At 74.4% G+C, this 25,797-nt stretch carries 22 protein-coding genes; 18 read left to right on the top strand and 4 right to left on the bottom strand.

Going from position 1 to position 25,797, the window contains the following annotated elements; all coding sequences use genetic code 11:
• The first annotated feature begins 178 nt into the window (after positions 1–178).
• From ABZ783_RS09545 to ABZ783_RS09510, 8 genes are all read left to right on the top strand, one after another.
• Complete coding sequence (locus ABZ783_RS09545) at positions 179–820, top strand: RNA polymerase sigma factor (protein ID WP_357435742.1); 642 nt, start codon at positions 179–181, stop codon at positions 818–820.
• 16 nt (positions 821–836) lie between these two features.
• Positions 837–1,766, top strand: a complete 930-nt coding sequence (locus ABZ783_RS09540) for a hypothetical protein (protein WP_357435740.1) — start codon at positions 837–839, stop codon at positions 1,764–1,766.
• A gap of 171 nt (positions 1,767–1,937) precedes the next feature.
• Positions 1,938–3,173 (top strand): ergothioneine biosynthesis glutamate--cysteine ligase EgtA, encoded by a 1,236-nt coding sequence (gene egtA, locus ABZ783_RS09535; RefSeq protein WP_357435738.1) that lies wholly within the window; start codon positions 1,938–1,940, stop codon positions 3,171–3,173.
• Complete coding sequence (gene egtB / locus ABZ783_RS09530) at positions 3,170–4,507, top strand: ergothioneine biosynthesis protein EgtB (protein ID WP_357435736.1); 1,338 nt, start codon at positions 3,170–3,172, stop codon at positions 4,505–4,507. The genes egtA and egtB overlap by 4 nt, the downstream gene beginning before the upstream one ends.
• Positions 4,508–4,546: 39 nt before the next feature.
• Positions 4,547–5,293, top strand: a complete 747-nt coding sequence (gene egtC, locus ABZ783_RS09525) for an ergothioneine biosynthesis protein EgtC (RefSeq protein ID WP_357435734.1) — start codon at positions 4,547–4,549, stop codon at positions 5,291–5,293.
• Positions 5,294–5,346: 53 nt separating this feature from the next.
• Entirely contained in the window at positions 5,347–6,312 is a 966-nt protein-coding gene (egtD, locus tag ABZ783_RS09520) for an L-histidine N(alpha)-methyltransferase (protein WP_357435733.1), read from the top strand.
• A 237-nt stretch (positions 6,313–6,549) separates the two neighbouring features.
• The gene (locus ABZ783_RS09515; protein WP_357435732.1) at positions 6,550–7,137 is read left to right on the top strand and encodes a TMEM165/GDT1 family protein; all 588 of its coding nucleotides are present in this window, start codon (positions 6,550–6,552) and stop codon (positions 7,135–7,137) included.
• Between the two features lie 178 nt (positions 7,138–7,315).
• Positions 7,316–7,531 carry a hypothetical protein gene (locus tag ABZ783_RS09510; RefSeq protein ID WP_357435731.1) on the top strand — a complete coding sequence of 72 codons (216 nt, stop codon included), beginning with the start codon at positions 7,316–7,318 and terminating at the stop codon, positions 7,529–7,531.
• Positions 7,532–7,549: 18 nt separating this feature from the next.
• On the opposite strand, the gene nhaA is transcribed toward ABZ783_RS09510, so the two are convergent.
• Together nhaA and ABZ783_RS09500 are read right to left on the bottom strand one after the other, a co-directional pair.
• Complete coding sequence (gene nhaA / locus ABZ783_RS09505) at positions 7,550–8,860, bottom strand: Na+/H+ antiporter NhaA (protein WP_357435729.1); 1,311 nt, start codon at positions 8,858–8,860, stop codon at positions 7,550–7,552.
• 157 nt (positions 8,861–9,017) lie between these two features.
• The gene (locus ABZ783_RS09500; RefSeq protein WP_357435727.1) at positions 9,018–10,871 is read right to left on the bottom strand and encodes a polysaccharide biosynthesis protein; all 1,854 of its coding nucleotides are present in this window, start codon (positions 10,869–10,871) and stop codon (positions 9,018–9,020) included.
• A 187-nt stretch (positions 10,872–11,058) separates the two neighbouring features.
• Here ABZ783_RS09500 and ABZ783_RS09495 point away from each other — a divergent pair, with 187 nt between their 5' ends.
• Positions 11,059–12,516, top strand: a complete 1,458-nt coding sequence (locus ABZ783_RS09495; RefSeq protein WP_357435725.1) for a polysaccharide biosynthesis tyrosine autokinase — start codon at positions 11,059–11,061, stop codon at positions 12,514–12,516.
• Here ABZ783_RS09495 and ABZ783_RS09490 read toward each other — a convergent pair.
• On the bottom strand, positions 12,497–13,072 hold the full coding sequence (locus ABZ783_RS09490; RefSeq protein ID WP_357435724.1) for a low molecular weight phosphatase family protein: 576 nt from the start codon (positions 13,070–13,072) through the stop codon (positions 12,497–12,499). The two genes, ABZ783_RS09495 and ABZ783_RS09490, sit on opposite strands and share 20 nt — an antisense overlap.
• 123 nt (positions 13,073–13,195) lie before the next feature.
• On the opposite strand from ABZ783_RS09490, the gene ABZ783_RS09485 reads away from it, so the two are divergent.
• The 4 genes from ABZ783_RS09485 to ABZ783_RS09470 all read left to right on the top strand — a co-directional run bounded on the left by ABZ783_RS09485 (position 13,196) and on the right by ABZ783_RS09470 (position 17,524).
• Positions 13,196–14,422 (top strand): glycosyltransferase family 4 protein, encoded by a 1,227-nt coding sequence (locus ABZ783_RS09485; RefSeq protein WP_357435722.1) that lies wholly within the window; start codon positions 13,196–13,198, stop codon positions 14,420–14,422.
• Between the two features lie 143 nt (positions 14,423–14,565).
• Complete coding sequence (locus ABZ783_RS09480) at positions 14,566–16,335, top strand: DUF4012 domain-containing protein (protein ID WP_357435720.1); 1,770 nt, start codon at positions 14,566–14,568, stop codon at positions 16,333–16,335.
• 12 nt (positions 16,336–16,347) lie between these two features.
• On the top strand, positions 16,348–16,980 hold the full coding sequence (locus ABZ783_RS09475) for a hypothetical protein (RefSeq protein ID WP_357435718.1): 633 nt from the start codon (positions 16,348–16,350) through the stop codon (positions 16,978–16,980).
• Between the two features lie 124 nt (positions 16,981–17,104).
• A complete protein-coding gene (locus ABZ783_RS09470) occupies positions 17,105–17,524 on the top strand; it encodes a protein-tyrosine phosphatase family protein (RefSeq protein WP_357435716.1) in 420 nt (139 codons plus the stop codon).
• Between the two features lie 37 nt (positions 17,525–17,561).
• On the opposite strand, the gene ABZ783_RS09465 is transcribed toward ABZ783_RS09470, so the two are convergent.
• A complete protein-coding gene (locus ABZ783_RS09465; protein ID WP_357435715.1) occupies positions 17,562–19,835 on the bottom strand; it encodes an excinuclease ABC subunit UvrA in 2,274 nt (757 codons plus the stop codon).
• Positions 19,836–20,011: 176 nt separating this feature from the next.
• On the opposite strand from ABZ783_RS09465, the gene ABZ783_RS09460 reads away from it, so the two are divergent.
• From ABZ783_RS09460 to ABZ783_RS09440, 5 genes are all read left to right on the top strand, one after another.
• Positions 20,012–20,734, top strand: coding sequence for a MerR family transcriptional regulator (locus tag ABZ783_RS09460; protein ID WP_357435714.1), 723 nt, complete (start codon positions 20,012–20,014; stop codon positions 20,732–20,734).
• 174 nt (positions 20,735–20,908) lie between these two features.
• On the top strand, positions 20,909–22,234 hold the full coding sequence (locus ABZ783_RS09455; RefSeq protein ID WP_357435713.1) for a D-alanyl-D-alanine carboxypeptidase: 1,326 nt from the start codon (positions 20,909–20,911) through the stop codon (positions 22,232–22,234).
• Positions 22,235–22,388: 154 nt separating this feature from the next.
• Positions 22,389–24,149 carry a lysylphosphatidylglycerol synthase transmembrane domain-containing protein gene (locus ABZ783_RS09450; protein WP_357435712.1) on the top strand — a complete coding sequence of 587 codons (1,761 nt, stop codon included), beginning with the start codon at positions 22,389–22,391 and terminating at the stop codon, positions 24,147–24,149.
• A gap of 10 nt (positions 24,150–24,159) precedes the next feature.
• The gene (locus tag ABZ783_RS09445; RefSeq protein WP_357435710.1) at positions 24,160–25,017 is read left to right on the top strand and encodes a UDP-N-acetylglucosamine--LPS N-acetylglucosamine transferase; all 858 of its coding nucleotides are present in this window, start codon (positions 24,160–24,162) and stop codon (positions 25,015–25,017) included.
• Positions 25,014–25,736 (top strand): polysaccharide deacetylase family protein, encoded by a 723-nt coding sequence (locus ABZ783_RS09440; protein ID WP_357435709.1) that lies wholly within the window; start codon positions 25,014–25,016, stop codon positions 25,734–25,736. The genes ABZ783_RS09445 and ABZ783_RS09440 overlap by 4 nt, the downstream gene beginning before the upstream one ends.
• The last annotated feature ends 61 nt before the right edge of the window (positions 25,737–25,797 follow it).

Raw genomic sequence — 25,797 nt, 5'->3', positions numbered from 1 at the left:
ACGGACCGTACTTCGCGGCACGTGTGTCCATGCGCGCGCCCGCACGTTTCCGCGCGGAGCGCCGATCAGGTCAGCGGGGGGCTGATGGTGCGGGTGGGGTCCGGTCACCGGGACCGGAACGGGCATTGGGCACGCCGCACCGGCACGCGTCGGTCCCGAGAACGGAAATGGCGAATCCATGACCGGTGAGCTGAGCGAGGCGGTCGCCGCAGCGCAGGCGGGCGACGAGGAGGCCTTCCGCTTCCTCTACCGCAGCCTGCAGCCCGGCCTGCTGCGCTACCTCACCGCCCTGGTCGGCGCGGACGCCGAGGACGTCGCCTCCGAGGCCTGGCTGCAGATCTCCCGCGACCTGCCCGGCTTCGCCGGTGGGGAGTTCCGCGCCTGGACCGTCACCATCGCCCGCAACCGCGCCATGGACCACCTCCGCCGGCAGCGCCGGCGGCCGTCGCTGCCGGTGCCGGTGCAGGCGCTCAGCGAGCTGGCCGGGGACGCCGACACCGCCGAGCGCGCCGGGGAGACCATCGGCACCGAGAGCGCGCTCGCGCTGATCGCCACCCTGCCGCAGCGGGAGGCGGAGGCGGTGCTGCTGCGCGCCGTGATCGGGCTCGACGCGGAGACCGCCGGGCGGGTGCTGGGCCGGCGGGCGGGCGCCGTCCGTACCGCCGCGCACCGGGGGCTCCGGCGCCTCGCCGCGCTCCTGGAACGCTCCGACGTCCACCAGGCGTCCAACCGGACCGAGCAGGCCACCCCACCCCGCCCCCGTACCGGCCGGGGACGAGCGGCGCCGAACGCGCCCAAGGCCGAGCCGGCGGACGGATGACGTGAGGGGAATCTGGATGAGGTTTCACCGATCCGTCGGACCCGCCGACCGGGCGGAGTCCGACCGTCTTCTCGACGCGTCCCGTGCCGGCCGCCAGCCGGCCGCCGATCCGCTCGCCCACCTGCTCGTCGCGGCGGCAGCGCCCGCCGAGCCGGGCGAGCTGTCCGGCGAGGAACAGGCGCTCGCCGCGTTCCGGGCGGCCCGCGCGGCACCCGTACCGGCGCCGGCGCTCGCGCCCCGTCGGCCGGGACGCCTCCGCGTCGGCGCGGCGGCCTGGCTCGCCGGGCTCGCCACCACCGCCACCGCCGGGGTCGCGTTCGCCGCGGTGAGCCTCGACCGGCCCGACCAACCGGCACCGCCACCGGCCCCGAGCACGTCGGGCAGCACCGGCGGGGAGAGCGCGGCGGCGCCGACGGGATCCCAGGGCGGGAGCCCGACCGGCACCGGAATTCCCGGCCAATCCCCGACCACCGGTGCCGCCCCGACCCCGTCCGATGGGCCGGGCCAGCCGGCCGGCGCCGGCAAGCTGGCCGGCCACTGCAAGGCCTACCTGGCCAAGTCGCCACCGCAGCGGGCCAAGGCGCTGGAGTCTCCGGGCTTCGCCGACCTGGTCGCCGCAGCGGGCGGCGCGGACCAGGTGGAGGACTTCTGCCTCCGGCTCGTCCCGGAACGGGCCCCGAAGCCGTCCCCTGCTGCCTCCGCCCCGTCGTCCGGCGCCCCCGCCCCGTCGTCCGGTGCGCCCGCCACGTCGTCCGGTGCGCCTGCCAAATTCGGGTCCGCCGGCGCGTCGTCCGGGGCCGACGGCGCGACCACCTCCGCCGGGGGCCCGGACGAGCCGAACAGCGCCAAGTCGAACAGCGGCAAGTCGAACAGCGCCAAATCGGGTAGCGGCAAGTCCGGTGTGGGCAACCCGGCCGCGGTGCAGGGGCCAGGCATCGACGGCTGATCCCACCGGCTTCGTCCGCAACCCGATTCGGACAAAAATTCATCTCCCTCGGCGGGCGGGATCCGTCTGCTAGACAGAAGATGGGTGGGACCGCGGACGCCCGACCCGCGACGGTGGGGGCGCCCGTCGACACCGTGGTCGCCCACCCCGCACGGGGAGAGGAGCCTTCTCTTGGTGATGTCACCGGAGCTGGACCGGACGACCGTCCTGCCGGACGAGGCCGCCGCCGCCCGGTACATCGCCAGGATCTGCTTCAAGACCGGTCCGCCCACGCTCACCGGCGTCGAGCTGGAATGGACGGTGCACGACGCCGCGGACCCGGCCCGCCCGGTCGACCGCGCGCGGTTGCACCGGGCGCTGGGGCGGCACAGCCCCGTCACCATCGATCCCACCAGCCCGGCCGAGAGGCTCCGGCACGGCGGCGCCGTGACCGTGGAGCCGGGCGGGCAGGTGGAAATCTCCTCCGCGCCGCGACCGTCGATCGCCGCGCTCATCCTGGCCACCGAGGCCGACGTCGCCGAGCTGACCGCCGCGCTGGACGCCGCCGGCCTCGCCCTCGGCCGCGCCGGCCTGGATCCCTGGCGGATCCCGCGCTCCGTCGTGGAAACTCCCCGCTACCAGGCCATGCGCTGCGTCTTCGACCGGCACGGCCCGGCCGGTCGGGTCATGATGTACAGCACGGCCAGCCTGCAGGTCTGCCTTGACGCGGGCGAGCCGGAACAGCTGGCGCAGCGGTGGGCGACGGCGCACGCCGTCGGTCCGCCGTTGCTGGCCGCGTTCGCCACCGCGGACCGGTACGCCGGCCGGCGTACCGGTTGGGCCTCGGCCCGGATGGCCGCCTGGCTGGCCATCGACCCGGCCCGGACCCGGCCGGTCTGGTCGCCCGTTTCGCCCGACCGTGACCCGCTCGCCGCGTGGACCGAGTACGCGCTCGCCGCGCCGCTGCTGTGCATCCGCGGTGACGGTCCGGACTGGACCCCGCCGCCGGGGGTCACCTTCGCCGACTGGCTGGCCGGGGCGCTGCCCCGCCCGCCGACCACCGAGGACCTGGAGTATCACGTCAGCACGCTCTTCCCGCCGGTACGCCCGCGCGGCTACCTGGAGGTGCGCTACCTGGACGCCCAGCCGCGGCGGGAGTGGACGGTGCCGCTGGCCGTGCTGGCCGCGCTGTTCGCCGAGCCGGCCACCACCCGGGACGCGCTGGCCGTCGCCACCCCGGTCGCCGACCGCTGGCAGGCCGCAGCCCGGCACGGGCTCGACGACGGCCCGCTGGCTGCCGCCGCGGCGGCACTGTTCGACCTGGCCCTGGCGGCCCTGCCCGAGCTGGACCTGCCGGCCGGGATCCACGAGGAGACGAGTCGAGGAATCGTGCGGCGCCGCGCCGCCGCGGAGAGGGGACACCGGTGACCACGACCGAGCGGCCGGGTACGGACAGCGAGCAGCTGCGCAGCCGGATCGCGGCGGAGCTGGACCGCACCCGGGGCCGCACCGCGCTGCTGACCGACGCGGTGGACGACGACGACCTGATCCGGCAGCACTCCACCCTGATGTCCCCGCTGGTCTGGGACCTGGCCCACGTCGGCAACCAGGAGGAGCTCTGGTTGGTGCGCGACGTCGGCGGTCGCGATCCGGTACGCCGCGACATCGACGACCTGTACGACGCGTTCAAACAGCCCCGCAAGGACCGCCCCGCGCTGCCCCTGCTGCCCCCGGCCGAGGCCCGCGCCTACCTGCGCACCGTCCGGGACAAGGTGTACGACCTGCTCGACGGGATCCGGTTCACCGATCGGAAGCTGGTGGCGGACGGCTTCGCGTTCGGGATGATCGTGCAGCACGAGCAGCAGCACGACGAGACCATGCTGGCCACCCACCAGCTGCGCGCCGGGGTGCCGGTGCTGGACGCGCCACCACCGCCCGAGCCGCGAAGCCGGGTCGGCGGCGAGGTGCTGGTGCCGGCCGGGCCGTTCACCATGGGCACCTCGACCGACCCGTGGGCGCTGGACAACGAGCGCCCCGCACACACCGTGGACCTGCCCGCGTACGTCATCGACGCCGTGCCGGTCACCAACGGCCAGTACCGCGCCTTCATCGCCGACGGCGGGTACGACGAGCCGCGCTGGTGGAGTGTGGCGGGCTGGCGACACCGCGTCGACGCGGAGCTGAGCGCGCCGATGCACTGGCGGCGGGACGGCGACGGCTGGGCGTACCGCCGGTTCGGCCGCTGGTCGCTGGTGCGCGACGACGAGCCGGTGGTGCACGTCTGCTGGTACGAGGCGGAGGCGTACGCGGCCTGGGCCGGCAAGCGCCTACCCACCGAGGCGGAGTGGGAGAAGGCGGCCCGCTGGGATCCCGCGGCCGGGCGCTCCCGTCGCTACCCGTGGGGCGATGAGGACCCGACGGTCGGGCACGCGAACCTGGGGCAGCGGCACCTGTGGCCGGCGCCGGTGGGCGCGTATCCGGCGGGTGCCTCGCCGCTCGGCGTGCACCAGCTCATCGGGGACGTCTGGGAGTGGACCTCGTCCACCTTCCGGGGGCATCCCGGCTTCGTCGCGTTTCCGTACCGCGAGTACTCCGAGGTCTTCTTCGGCGACGACTACCGGGTGCTGCGTGGCGGCTCGTTCGGCACCGACCGGGCGGCCTGCCGGGGCACCTTCCGCAACTGGGACTACCCGATCCGGCGGCAGATCTTCAGCGGTTTCCGCTGCGCCCGGGACGCCCGGCCGGAGGAGGCGGCGGCGTGAGCGACCGGAGGGGTCCGGCGTGAGCGGCGGTTCCGCCTGATGTGCCGCCACCTGGCGTACCTCGGTCCGCCGGTCAGCCTGCGTAGCCTGCTGTACGACCCGCCGTACGGGCTGCTGCGGCAGTCCTGGGCGCCGCGCGACATGCGCGGCGGCGGCACGATCAACGCCGACGGCTTCGGCGTCGGGTGGTACCCGGGCACCGGCGACCCGGTCCGTTACCGGCGGGCGCAGCCGCTGTGGAGCGACACCACCCTGCCCGGGCTCGCGGCGGTCACGGTCGCCGGTGCGGTGCTGGCCGCCGTCCGGTCCGCGACGGTCGGCATGCCGGTGCAGGAGACGGCCGCCGCCCCGTTCGCCGAGGGGCGCTGGCTGTTCAGCCACAACGGCGTGGTCCGGGGCTGGCCGGACACGGTGGTGCCGCTCGCCGCCGAGCTGCCGGTCCGCGACCTGCTGACGCTGGACGCGCCGACCGACGCCGCGCTGCTGTGGGCGCTGGTCCGGCACCGGCTGCGGGCCGGGCAGGATCCGGCGCGGGCGGTGGCCGACACCGTCGCGGCCGTCGTGGCGGCCGCGCCCGGGTCGCGGGTGAACCTGCTGCTCACCGACGGTACGACGGCGGTGGCCAGCGTGGCCGGGCACGCGTTGTCGGTGCGTCGTACCCCCGAGTCGGTGCTGTTGGCCTCGGAACCTCTCGACGACGACCCCGGCTGGCAGGCGGTGCCGGACGGGCGGCTGGTGGTGGCGACCGCGACCGGGGTGCGAACCCGGGACCTGGTGGCCGCCTGAACCAACGTTTCCACGGGTAGGGCAGGACGTTCGGGCAACGGAAGGGGCACCTCATGAGCGCGGAGCCACTGGAGATCTACCTGGCGGAGCAGGACCTCGACCGCAGCCTGCGGGAGGATGTACGGGTCGGGCTGACCGCGCAGCCGAAGTGGCTGCCACCGAAATGGTTCTACGACGCCCGGGGCAGTGAACTCTTCGGCGAGATCACCCGGCTGCCGGAGTACTACCCGACCCGGGCCGAACGGGCGGTGCTGACCGAGCACGCCGACGAGATCGCCGAGGTGACCGGGGCGAAGACGCTGATCGAGCTGGGGTCCGGCTCGTCGGAGAAGACCCGGCTGCTGCTCGACGCGTTCACCCGCCACGGCGGCCTGGGCACCTTCGCGCCGCTGGACGTGTCGGTCAGCGCGCTGCGGGAGTCCACCGAGCGGATCGCCGCCGAATACCCCGGGCTGCGGGTCCGCGGCATCGTCGGCGACTTCACCCGGCAGCTCGACCGGCTGCCCACCGGCGGCCGGCGGCTGGTGGTGTTCCTCGGCGGCACCGTCGGCAACCTGCTGCCGGTGGAGCGGGCCGAGTTCCTCACCGCCATGCGTGCCGCGCTGGAGGCCGGCGACTGGCTGCTGATCGGCACCGACCTGGTCAAGGACCCGAAGGTGATCGTGCCCGCCTACGACGACGCGGCCGGGGTGACCGCCGACTTCAACCGCAACGTGCTCCGTGTGATCAACCGGGAGCTGGGGGCGGACTTCGACCCGGAGGCGTTCACCCACGTGGCGGTCTGGGATCCCGAGCACGAGTGGATCGAGATGCGGCTGCGCGCCGAACGCCCGATGCGGGTGCACGTGCTGGACCTGGACGTCGGGTTCGCCGCCGGTGAGGAGCTGCGGACGGAGATCTCGGCGAAGTTCCACCCGGAGGGGATCGCGGCCGAGCTGACCGACGCCGGCTTCGCCACGCAGGCGTTCTGGACCGACCCGGACGGACTGTTCGGCGTCACCCTCGCCCGGGCCGACTGAGCGTCCGGGGCCGCCGCGGTGAGCCTGTTCACCCGCGGCGACCCCGCCGGCCGGGGTGGGCTAGGCTGGGCGGCGCGAAGGGGAGTAGCCCCCAATGTCGTGGTCGACATACTGGTGCGTTCCGCATCCGGCCACGCGGCCCCGGTCCCCGGGGCGGGCGAGACCTTCGACTCAGGCTGTCGCAGCCGGGTCGAGGGCGCCCCCGTACCTCCTCCCGGCTTGATCGGGAAGGTTCACATGGACGGTTTCCTCGTCGCGCTGGTGATCAGCTTCGGCGTCATCTTCGTCGCCGAGCTGGGCGACAAGTCCCAGCTCATGGCCCTCACGTTCGCCACGCGGTTCAAGCCCGTGCCGGTGCTCATCGGCATCACCGTCGCCACCGCCATCGTGCACCTGGCCTCGGTGGCGATCGGGTACGGGCTGCACGCGGCGCTGCCCACCACCTGGATCTCGCTCATCGCCGGTGTGGCGTTCCTGGGTTTCGGTGCGTGGACCCTGCGCGGCGACAAGCTCACCGAGGAGGAGAAGCGCAAGGCCGAGAAGAGCAGCAAGTCCGCGATCATCACCGTCGGCGTCGCCTTCTTCCTGGCCGAGCTGGGTGACAAGACCATGCTGGCCACCATCACCCTGGCCACCAAGTACGGCTGGTTCGGGACCTGGCTCGGTTCCACGATCGGCATGGTGGCCGCCGACGCCCTGGCGATCATGGTCGGCCGGCTGCTCGGCAAGCACCTGCCGGAGAAGACCATCCGGTACGGCGCGGCGATCCTCTTTGCCATCTCCGGCCTGTGGCTGATCCTGGAGGCGGTCCACGAGCTGACCTGAGTCGTCCGCGGGGTGTCGCCGCCGCGACCGCGTGGGTCGCGGCGGCGGCGCACGCCCGAGGGGATCGTCGAGGCCGGCCCCCGGTTACGAAGATCTGTGCCGCCCTGCGGCGGCGACGCCGGACGCCTAGCGTGGGCGGCAGGAGAGGCGAACCTTCGGACGACCGGGAGGTCAGCGCATGGCCAGGCACGACGAGCCCAACGAGTACGGCTTCGCCGGGGAGACCACCGCTCCCGAGCCGCCGCCCGGCGCGCGCCCCGACGAGCAGGACCTGGCCGAGGAGGTCGCGGTGCCGGCCGACGACCTCATGGAGCCGTACGCCGAGGCGGTCGAGGAGGAGACCGAGGAACGGGAGGAGCCGGAGGAGGAGCGCACGGCCGACCGCCGGCGCTGATCGGCCACGCCGCCCGCGCTACGTGGTCCGCTTCTGGTAGACGTCTGGGATGCCGTCGCCGTCGGCGTCCCGGCTTTCCCGCTCCGAGATCCGCCGGTACACCCGGTTGCGGCGCAGCAGCACGGTCGAGGCCAGCGTGGCCGCGATCAGCGAGCCGAGCAGCACGGCCGTCTTCACCCGGTCGTCCTCCGGGCTGCCGGCGCCGAAGGCCAGCTCACCGATGAGCAGCGAGACGGTGAAGCCGATGCCGGCCAGCAGCGCCAGCCCGAGCAGGTCCGCCCAGGTGATCTCCTCGTCGAGTTCGGCCCGAGTGAACCGCGCGAGCAGGAACGTCGAGCCGAATACGCCGACCGTCTTGCCGAGCACCAGACCGGCGGCGACCCCGAGCACGACCGGGTCGGTGAGCACCGCGCCCAGGTCGACGTCGACCAGCGACACGCCGGCGGCGAAGAACGCGAAGACCGGCACCGCCAAGCCCGCCGACACCGGCCGCCACCTGTGCTCCAGCCGCTCCGCCAGTCCCGGTCCGCCGGCCCGGGACGGCAGCACGGGCACGGTGAAGCCGAGCAGCACCCCGGCGACCGTGGCGTGCACCCCGGAGGCGTGCACCAGGGTCCAGGCGAGCCCGGCGAGCGGGATGAGCGCCCACCACCAGGTCCGCCGCCGCTGCACCAGCAGCGCGAAGACGGCGATCGGTGCCAGCGCCGCGAGCAGCGGCAACGGGCGGAAGTCGGCGGTGTAGAAGACGGCGATGATGATGATCGCGAAGAGGTCGTCGACCACCGCGAGGGTGAGCAGGAAGGCGCGCAGCCCCTGCGGCAGGTGTGAGCTGACCACTGCCAGCACGGCGAGGGCGAAGGCGATGTCGGTGGCGGTGGGGATGGCCCAGCCGCGCAGTCCCGCCCCGCCGGTGGAGAGGACCACCGCGACGTAGCAGAGGGCGGGCACCAGCATGCCCCCGATCGCGGCGACCACCGGCACGGTCGCCCGCCGCGGGTCCCGCAGGTCCCCGGCCACGAACTCGCGTTTGAGCTCCAGGCCCACCACGAAGAAGAAGATCGCCAACAGGCCGTCCGCGGCCCACGCGGCGAGGCCGAGGTCCAGGTGCAGCGCCCCGCCGCCGGGCCACGGCACCCAGCGGCCCAGTTCCGCGTACGCGGACCGCCAGGGGGAGTTGGCCCAGGCCAGCGCGATCACCGCACCGAGCAGCAGCAGCGCGCCGCCCACCGTCTCGGTACGCAGCACGTCGGCCAGGAAGCGTGCCTCCGGCCAGGAACGGCGGGAGAGGAGGCGTTCGGGCAGGCGGGTGCGCGGGGTGCGGTTGGTCATGCGGTGTCCAACTCCGGCTCGTCGACGGCAAGGAACTCGCCGACCAGACTTCCCGGCACACCGGTTTCGACCCTATCCCGGCGACGGCGGCAGTGCCGATCCGGGCCGGTGGGAAGCTTCGCTCAGCCGCCGGGCGGAAGCGCCCACCACGCCCGGCTCAGCGCTGCCCGGGCAGCACGGGCAGCGACGCGTGGACGTGGTCGCAGAGCGCCGCCAGCCGTTTGACCAACTCGTCCGGGTCGGCGTACGGGTCCAGCCCGCGTACCTCCTCCGGGGCGAGCGACGGCACCGCCACGTGCGAGATGAGCGGGTGCAGCGGCCGGCTGTCCGCCTCGTCGGCGCCGAACAGGTGCTCGTGCAGCTTCTCGCCCGGCCGCAGCCCGGTGTAGACGATGTCGACCGGGTGGTCCGCCTCGGCGGCGAGCCGGCGGGCGACGTCGGCGATGCGTACCGGCTCGCCCATGTCGAGCACCAGCGCCTCACCGCCGCGGCCGATGGTGGCCGCCTGGAGCACGAGGTGCACCGCCTCCTGCACGGTCATGAAGTAGCGGGTCACCTCCGGGTGCGTGACGGTGATCGGCACCCCGGCCCGGATCTGCGCCTGGAACGCGGTCAGCACGGAGCCGCGGCTGCTGAGCACGTTGCCGAAGCGGACGCTCAGGTACGCCCGGCCGAGCTGGTCGGCGAAGTGGGCGGTGAGCCGCTCGGTGATCCGCTTCGAGTAGCCGAGCACGCTTGTCGGGTTGGCCGCCTTGTCCGTGGAGATGTTGACGAACTCGGCGACGTCCCGGCACGCCTCCAGGACGTTGAGGGTGCCCAAGACGTTGGTCTTGATCGCCTCGCCGGGGTGCCGCTGGAGCATGGTGAGGTGCTTGAGGGCCGCCGCGTGGAAGACCACGTCCGGCTGCCGGTCGGCGATGATCCGGGCGATGCCCTCGGCGTCGCGGATGTCGGCCAGGATCAGCTCCGGGCCGTCGAGCAGCGCCCGGCCGTGCAGGGACATCTGCAGGGCGTGCAGGGCCGACTCGTCCCGGTCGAGCATCATCAGCTCACCCGGCTCGCAGCGGGCGATCTGCCGGCACAGCTCGGAGCCGATGGAGCCGCCGGCGCCGGTGACCAGGACCCGCCGCCCGGCCAGGCCGCTGCGTTCCACGGTCAGTTCGGCCACCCGCTGCGCCCGCCCGAGCAGGTCGGTGAGCTGCATGTCCCGGACGTCGGTGACCGCGACCGGACGGTCGAGCAGCTCGCGGACCGGGGGGAGCACCTTGAACGCGGCGCCGGCCTGGAGCGTGCCAGCGCGCACGTCCCGCAGCAGCGCCGCGTCCGAGCCGCTCATCGAGAAGATCACGGTGCCGGCCCGGGTCGCCCGCACCGCCGAGCCGATCTGCTCCCGACCGCCCAGCACTCGCAGCCCCTCCAGGCGCAGCCGCCGGTTGGCGGGGTCGTCGTCGAGCAGGCCCACCGGTTGGTACCGGCCCTGCGGATCGCCGAGGAGCACCCGGACCAGGCGCTCGCTGGCCGCGTCCACGCCGTAGACCAGGCACCGCTCCGCGGCGCGGACCGGCCGGCGGTGTCGTTCCTGCCGGGTCCGCCAGGCGGCGCGGCCGGCGGCCATCAGCACCAGGGCGACCGCGCCGCCGAGCAGCGGGGTGGTGGCCGGTGTCGGCCGTTCGGTCCACGGCAGCAGCAGCAGGCAGGCCAGGGTGGCCAGCGCGGCGGTCGCGGCCCGGCCGGCCAGCCCGCGGGCCTCGCCGGCGCTGCCGATCGGGTGCCGCCCGTACATCCGGAAGCGAAGCAGGGTGAGCACCGCGTACAGCGCGGCGCAGCCGAGCGCCACGGTCAGCACCCGGACGCCGCGGACGGCGGTCAGCTCGAACTCGTAACGGGTCCACGCCGCGCCGAGAAATCCGCCGCACCACGCGGCGGTGTCCAGCGTTAACAGAGACAGGGTGGCCGTGCGGCGGGTGACCCAGTCGCGGGGCCGGGCGGCGGCGGTTGCTTCGCGATCCATGGATGTCCTCTGCGTCCGAACCGGGAATGGAAGGATTTAGACCGTATGAGCGCTTCTAATCGTTTACATTCGTCCGGTCGCTTACTGTGATGTATATGCGCTTTCGATCCTGGCATGGCAACTGGGCGTTTTAGGGGGCTTTCGTGCAGTTTCATCGGCTGATCGGCGTGTCGCGAGGGGGAGCGTGATGGACGTTCTCAGCTACCTGCGGCTGGTCCGACGCCACTGGTGGATCGTTCTGGTCACCGTGATGGTCGCCGTGGGGGCGGCCGCTCTGATCACGGTCCGCACGCCACCCAGCTATCAGGGCTCGGTGACCTTCTTCGTCACCACGCCCAGCCAGGGGGTCACCGACGCCTACCAGGGCGGCCTCTTCCTCCAGCAGCGGGTGAAGTCCTACGCCGACCTGCTGACCAGCGACCGGCTGGCGCAGAGCGTGGTGACGGAGAGCCCGCTCGGCCTCACCGCCGACCAGGTGCAGCGCCGGATCAGCACCTCCACCGAGGCCGGCACGGTGCTGCTGAAGGCCACCTTCACCGACACCGACCAGACCCGGACGCTGCAGACCACCGAGGCGCTCTCCGCCAAGTTCGTGGAGCTGGTGCGCAAGGTGGAGACGCCCGCGGACGGCAAGTCGCCACCGGTCAAGATCGAGATCGTGAGCGGCCCCCGGGTCACCTCCAGCCCGGTGGCGCCGCAGCCGGTGCGCAACCTGGTCATCGGTGGACTGCTGGGCCTGCTGCTCGGCGCGGGGCTGGCCGTGCTGCGGGGCGTCGCCGACGTCCGGATGCGGGACGCGGCCGCGCTCCAGCGGGTGACCGGCAGCCCGCTGCTGGGCGAGATCCCGTTCGACTCCGGGGCCAAGGCGGCTCCGCTGATCGTGGGCGACGCGGCCAACTCGCCCCGCGCCGAGGCGGTCCGCAAGCTCCGCACCAACCTGCGCTTTGTGGACGTACACGAGCCGGCCCGGGTCATCGCGGTCACCAGCGCCCTGCAGGGCGAGGGAAAGACCACCATGGCCTGCAACACGGCGATCGCGCTGGCCGAGGCGGGCTGGCGGGTGCTGCTCATCGACGCCGACCTGCGCCGTCCCAAGGTCGCCGACTACCTCGGGGTCGACGGTGGGGTGGGCCTCACCGACGTGCTGGTGGGTGACGTCCAGGTGGGCGACGTGGTGCAGCGGTGGGGCGACAAGTCGTTGCTCGTGCTCCCCAGCGGCGCCACCCCGCCCAACCCGAGTGAGCTGCTCGGCTCCAAGGCGATGGCGGACCTGCTGGTCGCCCTGCGGGAGTCGGCGGACATCGTGGTCATCGACACCGCTCCGCTGCTCGCCGTCACCGACGGCGTGGTGGTGGCCGTGCAGGCGGACGGCGCGCTGCTGGTCACCCAGCAGGGGCGGACCTCGCGCAGCCAGGTGGCCGCGGCGTCCCGGGCACTGCACTCGGTGTCGGTGCGCCTGCTCGGCTGTGTGCTGAACATGGCCAAGGTGGCCCGGGCGGACGCCTACCAGTACGAGGCGTACAAGGTGGTCGTTCCGCCGGCCGCGTCGTCCGTACCCACCGACCGGGCGGGTGTCGCCCGGCGCGGCGAGCCCGGGGCGCCGCTGGGCGACCGCACCCAGGAACTCACCCGGCTGTCGCGATGAGTGCCAGCACGGGTCGGATCGACCGCTCGATCTCCTCCGCGCAGCGCCGGAAGTCGGCGGGTGAGCCACCGATCGGGTCGCCCAGGTCGTCCGCGTCGAGGGTGGCGGGTTGCAGCCGCCCCCGGGCGCGGGCGGCCGCCGCCACCGCCGCGCGGAGCGGGGTCCCGCTGGCCCCGGTGGAGGCCTCGGCCGCGGCGGCCAGCCGGGCGAACTGGCGAAGGGTGAAGGTCCGGTGCAGCGCGGCCGGGGCCAGCGCGGTGCAGACGGAACGCTGTCGCCGGGTGGCGGTCAGCACCAGCGTGGCCCGGGTCAGATGCTCCGGGCGTAGCCGCCGGGTGCGGAACGCCGCCGGATCCACGCCGGTCCCGGCCGCGACCGCGACCGCGTACGGGTGCATGGTCCCGCCGTCGACGGCGTCGGTGCCCGCACTGGTCACGGTGACCGGGAGATCGCGGAGCAGCCGCCGGGCGAGGAACTCGGCCATGGGGGACCGGCACAGGTTGGCGTGGCAGACGAAGAGCACCCCGTCGACCATCTGCACCCCTCTCGTCGGCACGGTGGCGCGGCTGATCGCCGCGACGGCGGAATTCCGGCGATCGCGGCCGGACGCAGAGGGGATGCGTGCATGGTACGGGGTGCGTCGGGTCGGGCGCCGGGATACCGCACCGGGAGCGCGGCCATGAAGATCGGCATTTTGTCCTACCACTTCCCGCCGGAGCCGGCGTTCATCCCGGGCAGCCTCGCCGAGGAGTTGGCCGCCCGGGGTCACGAGGTACGCGTGCTCACCGGTTTCCCGGACTACCCGGGTGGTCACGTCTATCCGGGCTGGCGGCAGCGGTGGCGGCACCAGACGCACAGCGAGCGGCTGACCGTCCGCCGGGTGCCCCGGTACGCCGGCGGCGACGGCTCGGCCGGAGCGCGGATGGCCAGTTGGCTCTCCTTCGCCGGCAGTGTGGCGCTGACCGGTCGCCGCTACCTCGGTGACGTCGACGCCCTGTACGTCTTCCAGCTGCCGGCGGCCACTTTCGCCGCGGCCGCCCTGGTCCGGCTGCTCGGCCGGGTACCGACCGTGCTGCACGTGCAGGACGTCTGGCCGGAGGAGGACTCGTCCCGGCCCGACGAGGGCCGCCGGTGGTCGGGGCGGCTCGGCGCCACCCTGCGCCGGATCTACCAGGAGGCCGGCGGCATCGCCGTCACCGCGCCGTCCATGCGGGACCTGGTCGTCTCCGCCGGCGCCGACCCGGACCGGGTGCGGGTGGTGCTCAACTGGACCGACGAACGGATCTTCCGGCCGACCGAGCCCAGCCCGGCCGCGCGGGAGCTGATCCGCCGCGACGGCCGGTGCGTGGTGATGCACGCGGGAACGATCGGCGTACGGCAGGGCCTGGAGACCGCGGTGCGCGCGGCGGCCGCGCTGGACGACCGGATGGATCTGGTCCTGGTGGGTTCCGGAGCGGAGGAGCGGCGGGTGCGGGGGCTCGCCGCCGAGCTCCGGGCGAACAATGTCCGCTTCGTGGAGCGACGCTCGCCGCTGGACATGCCGGCGCTGTACGCGGCGGCCGACTACCAGCTCGTCATGCTGCGCGACCTGCCCGAGCTGCGCGGGATGGTGCCCGGCAAGCTCCAGGCCGCCCTCTCCTGTGCCTCTCCGGTGGTGGCCTCGGCCGGTGGCGACACGGTGGCGCTCGTGGAGCGGGCCCGGGCCGGGTTGTCCTGCCCGCCGGAGGACTGGGCCGCGCTGGCGGACCGGTTCTGGCTGGCGTCGACGATCCCGCCGCCCGCCCGGGTCGACATGGGCCGCCGGGGGCGGGACGCCTACCTGCGGGAGATGTCGCTGCGGGCCGGCGTCGACCGGATCGAGCAGATGCTCCAGGACGTCTCGGCGCCGGCGCGCGCCCGCCGATAGAGGCGAGCCGATATCGCAAACCAGGACGCGAAGCAGCAAACTGTCTGATATCGGGCCGATGCTGTGCTGTTTCGTGCTAGAAAGCGATGCATCGACAAGTCTGTCCGATTCGGTCCTGGGAGAGTGGTGTGGGGGAGAGCGGTGTGTCGCGTGGTCGGCGGCCAAGGTCCCGACGGCGGACCCGGGCCCGGGTCCGGCGCGTCCTGCTCATCGGGCTGGTGGTCGTCTCGCTGCTGCTGACGCTGGGTGGTTGGGTCGGATTCCGGGGTTGGCAGGCCCGGGCCCACCTGCTCAACGCCGCCGGGTTGGCCAAGGAACTCAGCGCCCAGGTGGTGGGTGGGGATGCCGCCCGGGCCCAGCGGACCCTCGCCGCGCTCCAGGCGCAGGCGGCCGCCGCCAAGAGCGCCACCGGTGACCCGGGCTGGTGGCTCGGCCGGCAGACGCCGTACGCCGGGGACAACCTCTCCGCCGTACGCCGGATCGCGGTGGCGGTGGACGACCTCGCCCGGCTCGCCTTCCCGACCCTGCTGCGGATCGACCTCGCCTCGCTGGTGCCCAAGGAGGGGCGGCTCGACCTGGCCCGGCTGCGCGCCGTGTCCACCGAGGTGTCCGCGGCGGATCGAGCGGTGCGGGAGACGACCGAGCGGCTGCGGACGGTGCCGACCGACGACCTCGTCGGGCAGGTGCGCGACGCGTTGACCGGGCTGTGTGCCGAACTCGACCGGCTCGCCGGCCTGACCGCCGCGGCGGACCAGGGAGCCCGGCTGCTGCCGCCGTTGCTCGGCGCCGACGGCCCCCGCCGCTACCTGCTGGTGTCGCAGAACCCCGCGGAGTTGCGCGCCACCGGCGGGATGTTCGGCGCGTACGCCGTGATCAGCGCCGACGGCGGCAAGATCCGGATGACCGGGCAGGGCGCCTCCGCCAGCATGCAGTACTTCGACCCGCCGTTGCGGGTGGACGCGGAGATGCGCCGGCTCTGGTCCGACCTGCCGGGGACCTTTCCGGCGGACGTCAACCTCAGTCCCGACTTCCCGACCGCGGCGGCGCTCTACCGGGAGATGGTCCGCCGGCGTACCGGGACCACGGTGGACGGGGTGCTGGCGGTGGATCCGGTGGTGCTGTCGTACCTGCTCGGCGTCATCGGGCCGGTGGCGGTGCCCGGCCGCCCGTCCCTGGCGGCGAACACCGTGGTCCGGACGCTGCTCAGCGACTCCTACCGGGACCTGGACGTGCGCGCCCAGGACGCGTACTACGCGCAGGCGGCGTCGGCGGTGTTCGACACCCTCTTCGCCAAGGCGCCCAATCCCCGCGAAGTTTTGACCGTTTTCGCCCGGTCTGTCGCTGAGCGTCGGATATTGTTCTGGAGTGTCCATCCCGAGGAGCAGCGCGTCCTGGGCGACAGCCCGTTGACCGGGAGGCTCCCCGAGAAGGACACCGTGCCGACGGTCGGCGTCTTCCTCAACGACGGCAGCGGCGCGAAGCTCGGCTACTACCTGAGGTTCTCGGCCAACCTGACGGTCGGCGACTGCCAGTCCGACGGGCGCCGGGAGCTCCGGCTGCGCGTCACGGTGCACTCCACCGCGCCGCGGTCGGGCCTGGACAAGTCGGTCACCGGCGCCGCCCTCGCCGGCGACCCCTACACGGCCCGCACCTTCGTGTCGGTGTACAGCCCGACCGGCGGGGCCGTGCTCGGCGGCCGGCTCGACGGGCGGGACACCGCGATGGGCAGCGGGACCGACCGTCGCCGCCAGGTCACCGTGGCGAACGTCGAGGTCAAGCCCGGACAGACCCGGACCCTCGACGTCACGCTGCTCACCGGGCAGACCGGCGCCGGCAGGGCCGAACTGGTAGTCACCCCCACCGTCACCCCATGGACCACCCAAGTTGTTACCGCACCAAGCTGTGACCAGTAGGAGGGAATCCACATGCGGCTATCCCGCATCATCATGGCGCTCACGGTCGGCCTGGCCGTGGCGGCCGCGCCGACCGCGGCCGGGGCGGCGCAGCCGCAGCCACCGGTCTATCCGCCGCCCGTCACCAAGCTGACGGTCAACCCGCCCACCATCAGACTCGGCGAAACCTTCACGCTCAAAGGCACCGGCTTCGACCACAACGAGAGAGTGGACCTCCGCGTCGCCATCTCGGCGTTGCCGCAGGCCGCGCCCGCGCAGGGAACGACACGGCGCAGCGACGGCACCACCGTGGCGCTGGCGAACGTGTCCTACTCGCAGGCGCAGCCGCAGCCGGCACCGCTGGAGTTCACGGTGACCGCCGACGCCGCTGGCAACTTCACTGTCACCTACCGGCCGAACCGGCCGGGGCGGTACACCTTCACCGCCACCGGTGAGACCTCGGACCGGGTTGCCACCGCCACGGCCACGGTCCTCCCGCCGAAGCCGCATCGACCGCCGCACAAGGATGAGAACCTCCCGGTGACCGGTTCCAGCCTCAGCACACCGATGAAGCTCGGCGGCGGCATGGCCGGTGCGGGCGTCGTCCTGCTGCTGCTCTCCCTGGCCTGGCGTCGTCGCGGCCGCCTCGGAATGGGCTCGCGCTGACCGAGGCGCACCGGGCAGAGCCCGGACCTCGACTGGGTGCCCGCCGGACCACGTCCGGCGGGCACCCAGGTGTGCGGGGCCGACGGGCCGGCACGGGCCGGGCGGCGGCCGGCACAATGGCCGGATGAACGCGGGCGAGCGCTGGACCGACCGCGCCGGGCTGGTCGTGCTGCCCGGCGGCGCCACCGTACGCGGCCGTCGGATCGGCGTGCCCGCCTCGCCGGCCGACTTCGCCCTGCTGTTGGCCGACGGTCCGACGCCGGCCTGGCCGTACCGCCGGGTCCGCTGGCCCGACTTCTGGGTGCCGCTCGATGCCGCCGACGCGCGGGACGCGCTGCGGGAGGCGTGGCGCCGGGCGTACGCGGGGGAGCGGGTGGAGGTCGCCTGCCGGGGCGGCGTCGGGCGGACCGGCACCGCCCTCGCCGCGCTCGCCGTCCTCGACGGGCTCGCCCCCGCGCGGGCGGTGGCCTGGGTGCGCGCCCACCACCACCCTCGCGCCGTGGAGACCCCGTGGCAACGGTGGTGGCTGCACCGGCTGCCCTGAGCCGCCGGTCCCGAGCTGGTCCGGCCGGCCGCCCCGGTCAGCGGTTCACGTAGCCGCGCAGGTGGCGGGCGGTGAGGGTGGCGCCGTGCGCGACGAGGTCGGCGGGGGTGCCGGTGAACACCACCCGCCCGCCGTCGTGGCCGGCGCCCGGCCCCAGGTCCACGATCCAGTCGGCGTGCGCCATCACGGCTTGGTGGTGCTCGATGACGATGACCGTGTTGCCGGCGTCGACCAACCGGTCCAGCAGGGCCAGCAACTGGTCCACGTCGGCCAGGTGCAGCCCGGTGGTCGGCTCGTCCAGCACGTACGTGGCGGCGTCACCGGCGAGATGGGTGGCCAGCTTCAGCCGCTGCCGCTCGCCCCCGGACAGGGTGGTCAGCGGTTGGCCGAGACCTAGGTAGCCCAGGCCGACGTCCGTGAGGCGGTCGAGCACCGCCCGGGCGGTGCCGGTGGGAAAGAACTCGCGGGCCTCGGTGACCGACATGGCCAGCACCTCGCTGATGTTCCTGCCGCGCAGCCGGTAGGTCAGCACCTCGGCGGTGTAGCGGCGGCCCTCGCAGTCCTCGCAGACCGAGGCGACCCCGGCCATCATCGCCAGGTCCGTGTAGACCAGCCCGATCCCCTTGCAGGTGGGGCAGGCGCCCTCAGAGTTCGCGCTGAACAATGCCGCCTTCACCCCGTTGGCCTTGGCGAAGGCGGTGCGGATCGGGTCGAGCAGCCCGGTCCAGGTGGCGGGGTTGCTGCGCCGCGAGCCCCGGATGGCGGACTGGTCCACCACGATCACCCCGGCCCGCCCGGACAGCGAGCCGTGGATCAGTGAACTCTTGCCGGAGCCGGCCACGCCGGTCACCACGGTCAGCACGCCCAGCGGGAGGTCCACGTCCACGTCGCGCAGGTTGTGCAGGTCGGCACCGCGGACCGGCAGGTGGCCGGTGGGCCGGCGGACCCGCTCGCGCAGGGCGACCCGGTGGTCCAGGTGCCGGCCGGTGCGGGTGTCGGCGCGGCGCAGCCCGGCGACGTCACCGGCGTAGCAGATCCGCCCGCCGGCCGTCCCGGCGCCCGGGCCGAGATCGACCACGTGGTCCGCGATGGCGATGGTCTCCGGCTTGTGCTCGACCACCAGGACGGTGTTGCCCTTCTCCCGCAGCCGCAGCAGCAGGTCGTTCATCCGGGCGATGTCGTGCGGGTGCAGGCCGACGGTGGGCTCGTCGAAGACGTACGTGACGTCGGAGAGGCTGGAGCCGAGATGGCGCACCATCTTCACCCGTTGCGCCTCGCCGCCGGAGAGCGTGCCGGACTCCCGGTCCAGGCTGAGGTAGCCGAGCCCGATCTCGACCAGCGAGTCCACCGTCTCGCGTAGGTTGCCGACCAGCGGTGCCACCGCCGGATCGTCCAGCCCGTGAAGGAACTCGGCGAGGTCACTGATCTGCATCGCCGCGCACTCGACGATGGTCCGGCCGGCGACCCGCACCGAGCGGGCCGCGGCGTTGAGCCGGCTGCCGTCGCAGTCGCCGCAGGTGGTGAAGGCGACCGCCCGGTCGACGAAGGCCCGGATGTGCGGCTGCATCGACTCCCGGTCCTTGCTGAGGTAGAGCCGGCGCACCTTGACCGCGAGGCCCTCGTACGTCCAGTTGTTGCTGCCCATCTTGATCTTCGTGGCCGGCTTGTGCAGGAAGTCCTGCCACTGCTCCGGCGTGTAGTCCTGGAGCTTGACATCCGGGTCGAACAGGCCGGAGCCGACGATGGTCTGCCAGTACCAGGAGTCGACGGCGAAGTTGGGCACCAGGATCGCCCCGTCGTTGAGCGAGCGCTCCACGTCGACCATGGCGGACACGTCCAGGTCGGAGACCCGGCCCAGGCCCTCACAGGTGGGGCACATGCCCTCGGCCAGGTTGAAGCTGAACGCCCCCGGCCCGCCGATGTGCGGCGTGCCGAGTCGGCTGAACACGATCCGCAGCATCGCGTACGCGTCCGTCGCGGTGCCCACGGTGGAGCGGGAGTTCACCCCCATCCGCTCCTGGTCCACCACGATGGCGGGGGTGAGGTTGCGCAGCGAGTCGACGTCCGGCCGGGACAGGCTGGGCATGAACGACTGGAGGAAGGCGCTGTAGGTCTCGTTGATCAGGCGGCGGGACTCGGCGGCGATGGTGCCGAACACCAGGGAGGACTTGCCGGAGCCGGAGACCCCGGTGAAGACGGTGAGGCGTCGCTTGGGGATGTCGACCGAGACGTCGGCGAGGTTGTTCTCCCGGGCGCCGCGTACCTCGATCATGTCGTGACTGTCGGCGGTGGACGGTGCGGACGGTGGCATGGGGACCCTTCAGCGCTCGAGGGCAGGGCGGAGTCCTGCCCGGTTCCTGGGCGGCCTGGCCGTCTCAATTCTCCCATTAACGTCCTCCTGGAGGCTTTCGGCGCATGCCGGGCGCGAGCGGCGCCCGGCTTCCGCCAAAAAGTCTCAACCGAGGTGGAAGCGATAGGCTGCCGGCCGTGGCGACCCACCCGGAGCGGAGACTGCGCGCGGTCGACCTCGCGGCCGGGGCCGGCATCTCCGTGCAGCAGGTCCGCAACTACGTCGACCTCGGAGTGCTGCCGCCGGTCTCGCGTACCGAGAGCGGCTACCGGATTTTCACCGAGGCGCACGCGCGGGCGCTGGCGGTGGCGCGCCGGCTGGCCGAAGGGCACGGCTGGGCCCGTACCCGCCAGGCGATGGCCGCCGTCCACCGCGGCGACGTGCCGGCGGCGTTGGCGGCCGTGGACGCCGGGCACGCCGAGCTGGAGCGGGAGCGGGCCGAGATCGGCCGGGTCGTCGCCGCCTTCGACACGGTGGCCGGCAGCGCCGGCCCGGCGCCCCGGCGCCCGTTGCGCATCGGCGCGGTCGCCGAACTGGCCGGCGTCCGCACCTCCCGCCTGCGGCTGTGGGAGGAGCGCGGCCTGCTGCGCCCGGCGCGGCAGCGGGGCACCGGCTACCGGGTGTACGACGCCGCCGAGGTACGCGCGGCGCAGGTCGTGGCGTTGCTGCGCCGCGGCGGCTACCCCTACGAGATCGTCGAGGCGGTCCTCGGCGAGCTGCGTACCACGGGCAGCCCGCAGCGGGTCCGCGCCGAGCTGGCCCGGCGTGAGCAGGACCTGCACCGGCGCAGCCTGCGCCGGCTGCGCTCCACCGCCGCGCTCCACGGCTACCTGGCGGACCTGGGCCTGGCGTCCGGCTGACCGGGCGGCTGGATCCGACCCAACACAGGGTCGGCCGGCCGCCGCCGCGCCGGTCGGCGATGGCGGTCCGGTGGGCACGTGCGCCGGTAACCCGGCGCGACGGCGGCAGGACGTGGCGTGGCGGACCCCGACGGGTGTCACCGCGAAGCGATCTTGCGGTTAGTCTCCCTGGTCATGAGAGCTCGGGTCCTGGCCGCCCTCACCGCCTCCGTCCTCCTGGGCACCGGGACCTCCGTGCCCGCCGCGCACGCCGCGCCGCCGAGATCCGGCGGGCAGGCCGCGCCGGCCGGAGCGGCCGCGCAGCTCGGCCCCGCCGCGGCGGCCGCCCGGGCACCCGTGCCCTGCCCGAAGGCGCCCGCGCCGAAGGCGTCCCGCCCGCCCCGACCGGTGCCGCCGCCGAACGTGCCGGCGGACCGGGTGGTGGGTGGCGAGCGGTTGGACACACCCGGGCTGGTCGTGCCGGACGGGGCGGCCGCGCCCCCGGCGGTCACCGCCACCTCCTGGCTGGTCGCCGACCTGGACAGCGGCGCCGTGCTCGGCGCCTGCGGGCCGCACGAGTACGCCACCCCGGCCAGCACCCAGAAGCTGCTGCTCGCGGCCACCATGCTGCCGAAGCTCGACCCGAAGCAGGTGGTCACCGTGACCCGTGACGACCTGAAGATCGAACCGGGCAGCTCCGCCGTCGGCCTGCTCGTCGGCGGAAAGTACCTGGTCGAGACGGTGTGGCTCGGACTGCTGCTCAACTCCGGCAACGAGGCCGCCAACGTGCTCGCCCGGCTCGGCGGTGGCGACGACGGCGTACCCGGCGGGGTGCGGGCGATGAACGAGGAGGCCCACCGCCTCGGCGCCCGGCAGACCCACGCCGTCACCCCGTCCGGGCTGGACGGCAAGGGACAGTTCACCAGCGCGTACGACCTGGCACTCATCGCACGGGCCTGCTTCGCCAACCCGCTGTTCCGCCGGTACGCGCTCACCGAGCGCACCAAGATCCCAGCCCAGCCGGCCCTGAAGAAGGGCGGCTTCCAGATCCAGAACGAGAACCAGCTCATCTACCGCTACCCGGGCGCCCTCGGCGGCAAGACCGGCTTCACCCAGCTGGCCCGGCACAGCTACGTGGGCGCCGCCGAGCGCGACGGCCGGCGGCTGGTGGTCACCCTGCTCGGCGCCGAGGCCCGCCCGGTACGCGGCTGGCAGCAGGGGGCCCAGCTGCTCGACTGGGGATTCTCCCTGCCCCGGGACGCCTCGGTCGGCCGGCTGGTCGAACCCGGCGAGCTGGACGCGGCGGAGGCGGCCCCGAGCGGCTCCCCGGCCCCGTCGACCACGGTCACGCCAGCGCCCTGGCGGGGGCCGGCCGGGACCGCGCTGGCGCGGATGGCCGACGGTGACTGGCGGGTCATCGTGCCGGTCGCCGGCATCCTCGCGCTGACGATCGGCGGTCTCGTGGCCGCGCTGGTCGCCCGCCGGGGCCGGTCCCGCCGGGTCGGCCGCCGCCGCGCCTAGGACCCGGGCTTCGGGGCGGCCGGCGAGCAGGCCGAGAGCGAGCCCGACGACCTGCTGTACGAGGCTCCCCCGACCGAGCCGAGGCGCTGGCAGCCGCCGCACGGATCGGCGGCGTTGCCGCCCGACGTACGCGGCCGGGCCCTATGGTCGGAGCATGCGGGACAGCGGCGGGGCCGGCTCCGCCGCGCGGGTCCGCCAACTCCTCGCCGACCGGGGTGTCGCGGTGCGGGCCCTCGAGCCACTGCCCGGCGACCGCCGGGGCTCCCGCCCCTGGCGGGTCACCACCGACGACGGGCGCTGCCTCTTCGTGAAGCTGACCGCCGGCCGGCAGTGGGACGCGGGCCGCCTGCGTCGCTGGTACCGGCGGCTGCGGTACCGCCAGCTCCCTGACGGCCCGCCGTACAGCACCGCGGCGCAGAAGGCCGAGCACGAGGCGGAGCTGCTCCGCCGGGCTGCGCGCGCCGGGGTGCGGGTGCCGCGCCCGGTGGACGTGATCACCGGCCCGGCCGGGGAGGGCCTGCTGGTCGAGGAGTTCGCGCCGGGGCGGCCGCTGGACACGCTCCGCCCTGGCGAGCTGGGCGCGGACGCGCTCGCCGACGTCTGGCGCCAGGTGGCGCTGCTGCACCGCGCCGGGCTGGCCCACCAGGACCTGCGCGGGGGCTGCGTGCTGGTGACCGACTCCGCGGCCCGGCTGGTCGGGCTGGCCGCCGCCACCGACCGGGCCAGCCCCGAGCAGCGCGCCCGGGATCTGGTCGAGCCGCTGGTCACGCTCGCCGCCCTGGCCGGCGTACGCCCCACCGTCGCGGCCGCGACCACCCACCTGGGTGAAGCCGCGGTGGCCGACTGCCTGCCCTGGCTGCAACCCGTGCTGCTGTCCCCGGCCGGGCGACACGCGCTGGGCACGCAGCCCGGCCTGCTCGACGAACTCCGCGACGAGATCGTCCACCGCTGTGCGGGGCGCTCCCCCCGGCCGGCCCGGGTGGTCCGGTTCACCGGCCGGGGCCTGCTCCTGGTGGTCATGCTCGGCGTCCTGGGCTACCTCGTGTTCGCCCAGTCCGGCCAGGTGGCCATGGCGCTGGGGGCGCTGCGGCACGCGATCCCGTGGGCGGTGGCTAGCTCGCTGGTCGCCGCTGCCGCGACGTACCCGATCAGCGCCCTGGCGCTGCGCCTCGCCGCGCCCGGCCGGATTCCCTTCGGTGCCACCGTGGCGGTGCAGGTGGCGTCGGCGTTCGTCAACCGGGTCGCGCCGGGCGCCGTCGGCGGGGTCGCACTCAGCCTCCGCTACCTGCGGCGGCAGCGGCTGCCGCTGCCGGTCGCGGCCACCGCGATCGCCGTGGACCGGGCTGCGGGCGCGGTCGCCTTCGCGCTGATGCTGCCCGTCCTGGTGCCGTTCGTCCCGGGCTCCGCGCAGCACCTGGGCAGCGCGGCCGTCGGTCGAGGCCGGATCCTCCTGCTCGTGGTGCTCGCGCTGCTCGCGCTGGCCGTGGTGGCGTTCGGCGTACGCCGGTGGCGGGCCCGCGTGCGGCAGGCCCGGCGGCAGGCGCTCGAGGCCCTCCGCCTGCTCGTCCGCAGCGGGCGGATGCTGCGGCTACTGCCGGTCGGCGTGGCGCTCACCCTGGCCTACGGGGCCGCGCTCTGGCTCGCGTTGCTCGCCGTCGGGCTGCCCTCCGCTCCGGCGCTGATCGCGCCCGTGGTGCTGGTCTCCGCGCTCGGCGAGGGCGTGGCCTCCGTCGCGCCGACGCCCAGCGGGCTGGGCGCCACCGAGGCGGCCCTGGTCTCCGGGCTGCTGCTCTACGGGGTGCCGGTGCACACCGCGGTCGCCGGGGTGCTGATCTACCGGCTGGCCACCTTCTGGCTGCCGGTGCTGCCCGGGTACGTGGCCCTGCGCCTGTTGGTCCGGCGACGGGCCATCTGAGGGCGGACGCGTGGATGTCGTGGCCCCGGGTATGCGCGGCGACATGGAGAGCGCCGGACGGATCGTGGTGGTCTCCGCCGACATCGGCGCGGGCCACGACACGGCCGCCGTCGAGCTGACGCGGCGGCTGCGCCGCCGGGGCTTCGTGGTGGACCGGCTGAACTTCCTGGAGGCGCTGCCCCGCCCGGCGCGCTGGGTCGTCCGGGGGGCCTACCGGGGCACCCGGCGCTGGCTGCCGTGGGGTTACGACGCGCTCTTCGCCCTCACCAGCCGGTCGCGGCTGTCCGTTTCGGTGTTCCGCGGGCTGCTCCGGCCGCTCCGGGGCCGGATGCGCCGGTCGATCCCGCCGGACACCCGGGTGGTGGTGACGACCTACCCGTTCGCCAACCAGCTCCTCGGGCCGCTGCGCCGGCACGGGCGGCTGGCTGTCCCGCTCCTCACCTACGTGACCGATTTCGTTCATCCCAGTTGGCTGTGCGAGGGCGTGGACGTCTACTGCGCGGTACGGCCCGCCGAGCTGCAGCCCGCGGACGACGTCGACCTCACGCTGGTCCAGCCGCTCGTGTCGCGGGCCTTCGCCGCCTCGACCGCCGTCGGCCAGCGGCCGGCCCGGCAACGCTCCGGCCTGCCGCCGGACGACCGGCTGGCCCTGACCGTGGCGGACGCCTGGGGAGCGGGGGAGGTGGGGGGCACCAGGGCGGAGGGCGCCGCGGCCGAGCGGGACGATCCGGCGAGCCTGGTCGCCGAGGTGGCGAGCCGGGCCGGGAGCGCCGGAGTGGACGACCGCAGCCACCGGCTGGTCGACTCGGTCGGCGACGCGGTCGCCGTGGTGGCGGCGCTGCTGCAGTCCACCGGCGGTCTCCGGTGAGCGCCCGGCCCGTCGCCTGGGCCGCGGCGGCCGCGTTGCCGGCGGTGCAGGTGGCGCCGGTCGTGACCGCGCTGCCGGCCGTCCGGCGGCGGTTCCTGCCCGGCCTGCACGGGGTGGGTCCGCCGGACCGGGTGGCGCTGACCTTCGACGATGGTCCCGACCCGGAGTCGACCCCGCGGTTCCTGGAGGTGCTGGCCGCGCACGGGGTGCGGGCCACCTTCTTCCTGCTCGGCGTGATGCTCCAGCGAGCCCCCGAGCTCGGCCGGGAGATCGTCGCCGCGGGTCACGAGGTGGCGGTGCACGGGTGGGCGCACCACAACCTGCTGCTGCGCGGGCCGGCGGCGACCGTACGCGACCTGGCGCGCGCCCAGGCGCTGATTGCGGGCGTGACCGGCCGGACGCCCCGCTTCCTGCGCCCGCCGTACGGCGTGCTCACCGGCGCGACCCTGCTGGCGGCGCGCCGACTGCGGCTGGAGCCGGTGCTGTGGAGCTGCTGGGGCCGGGACTGGACCCGTAAGGCCACCGGCGACACCGTGTACGCCACCGTCCGGTCCGGACTCTCCGGCGGAGGCACGATCCTGCTGCACGACTCCTCGTGCTCCGCCGCGCCGGGTGCCTGGCGGGCCGCGCTGGCCGCCCTGCCCCGGTTACTGACGGAGTGCCACCGCCAGGGCTGGACGGTCGGGCCGCTGGGGGCACACCGGGACGGGGCGCGGTGACCCTGGCCACCCCTTCCGGGAATTCGCGCCCGGCTGCGGGCGGCGACGCTGGTAGACAGGG

Source organism: Micromonospora sp. NPDC047738 (genome assembly GCF_040642675.1).
In the GTDB taxonomy this organism is placed as follows: domain Bacteria; phylum Actinomycetota; class Actinomycetes; order Mycobacteriales; family Micromonosporaceae; genus Micromonospora.
Note: the sequence above shows the minus strand (reverse complement) of the source record. Positions and strands in the feature narration are given on the sequence as shown.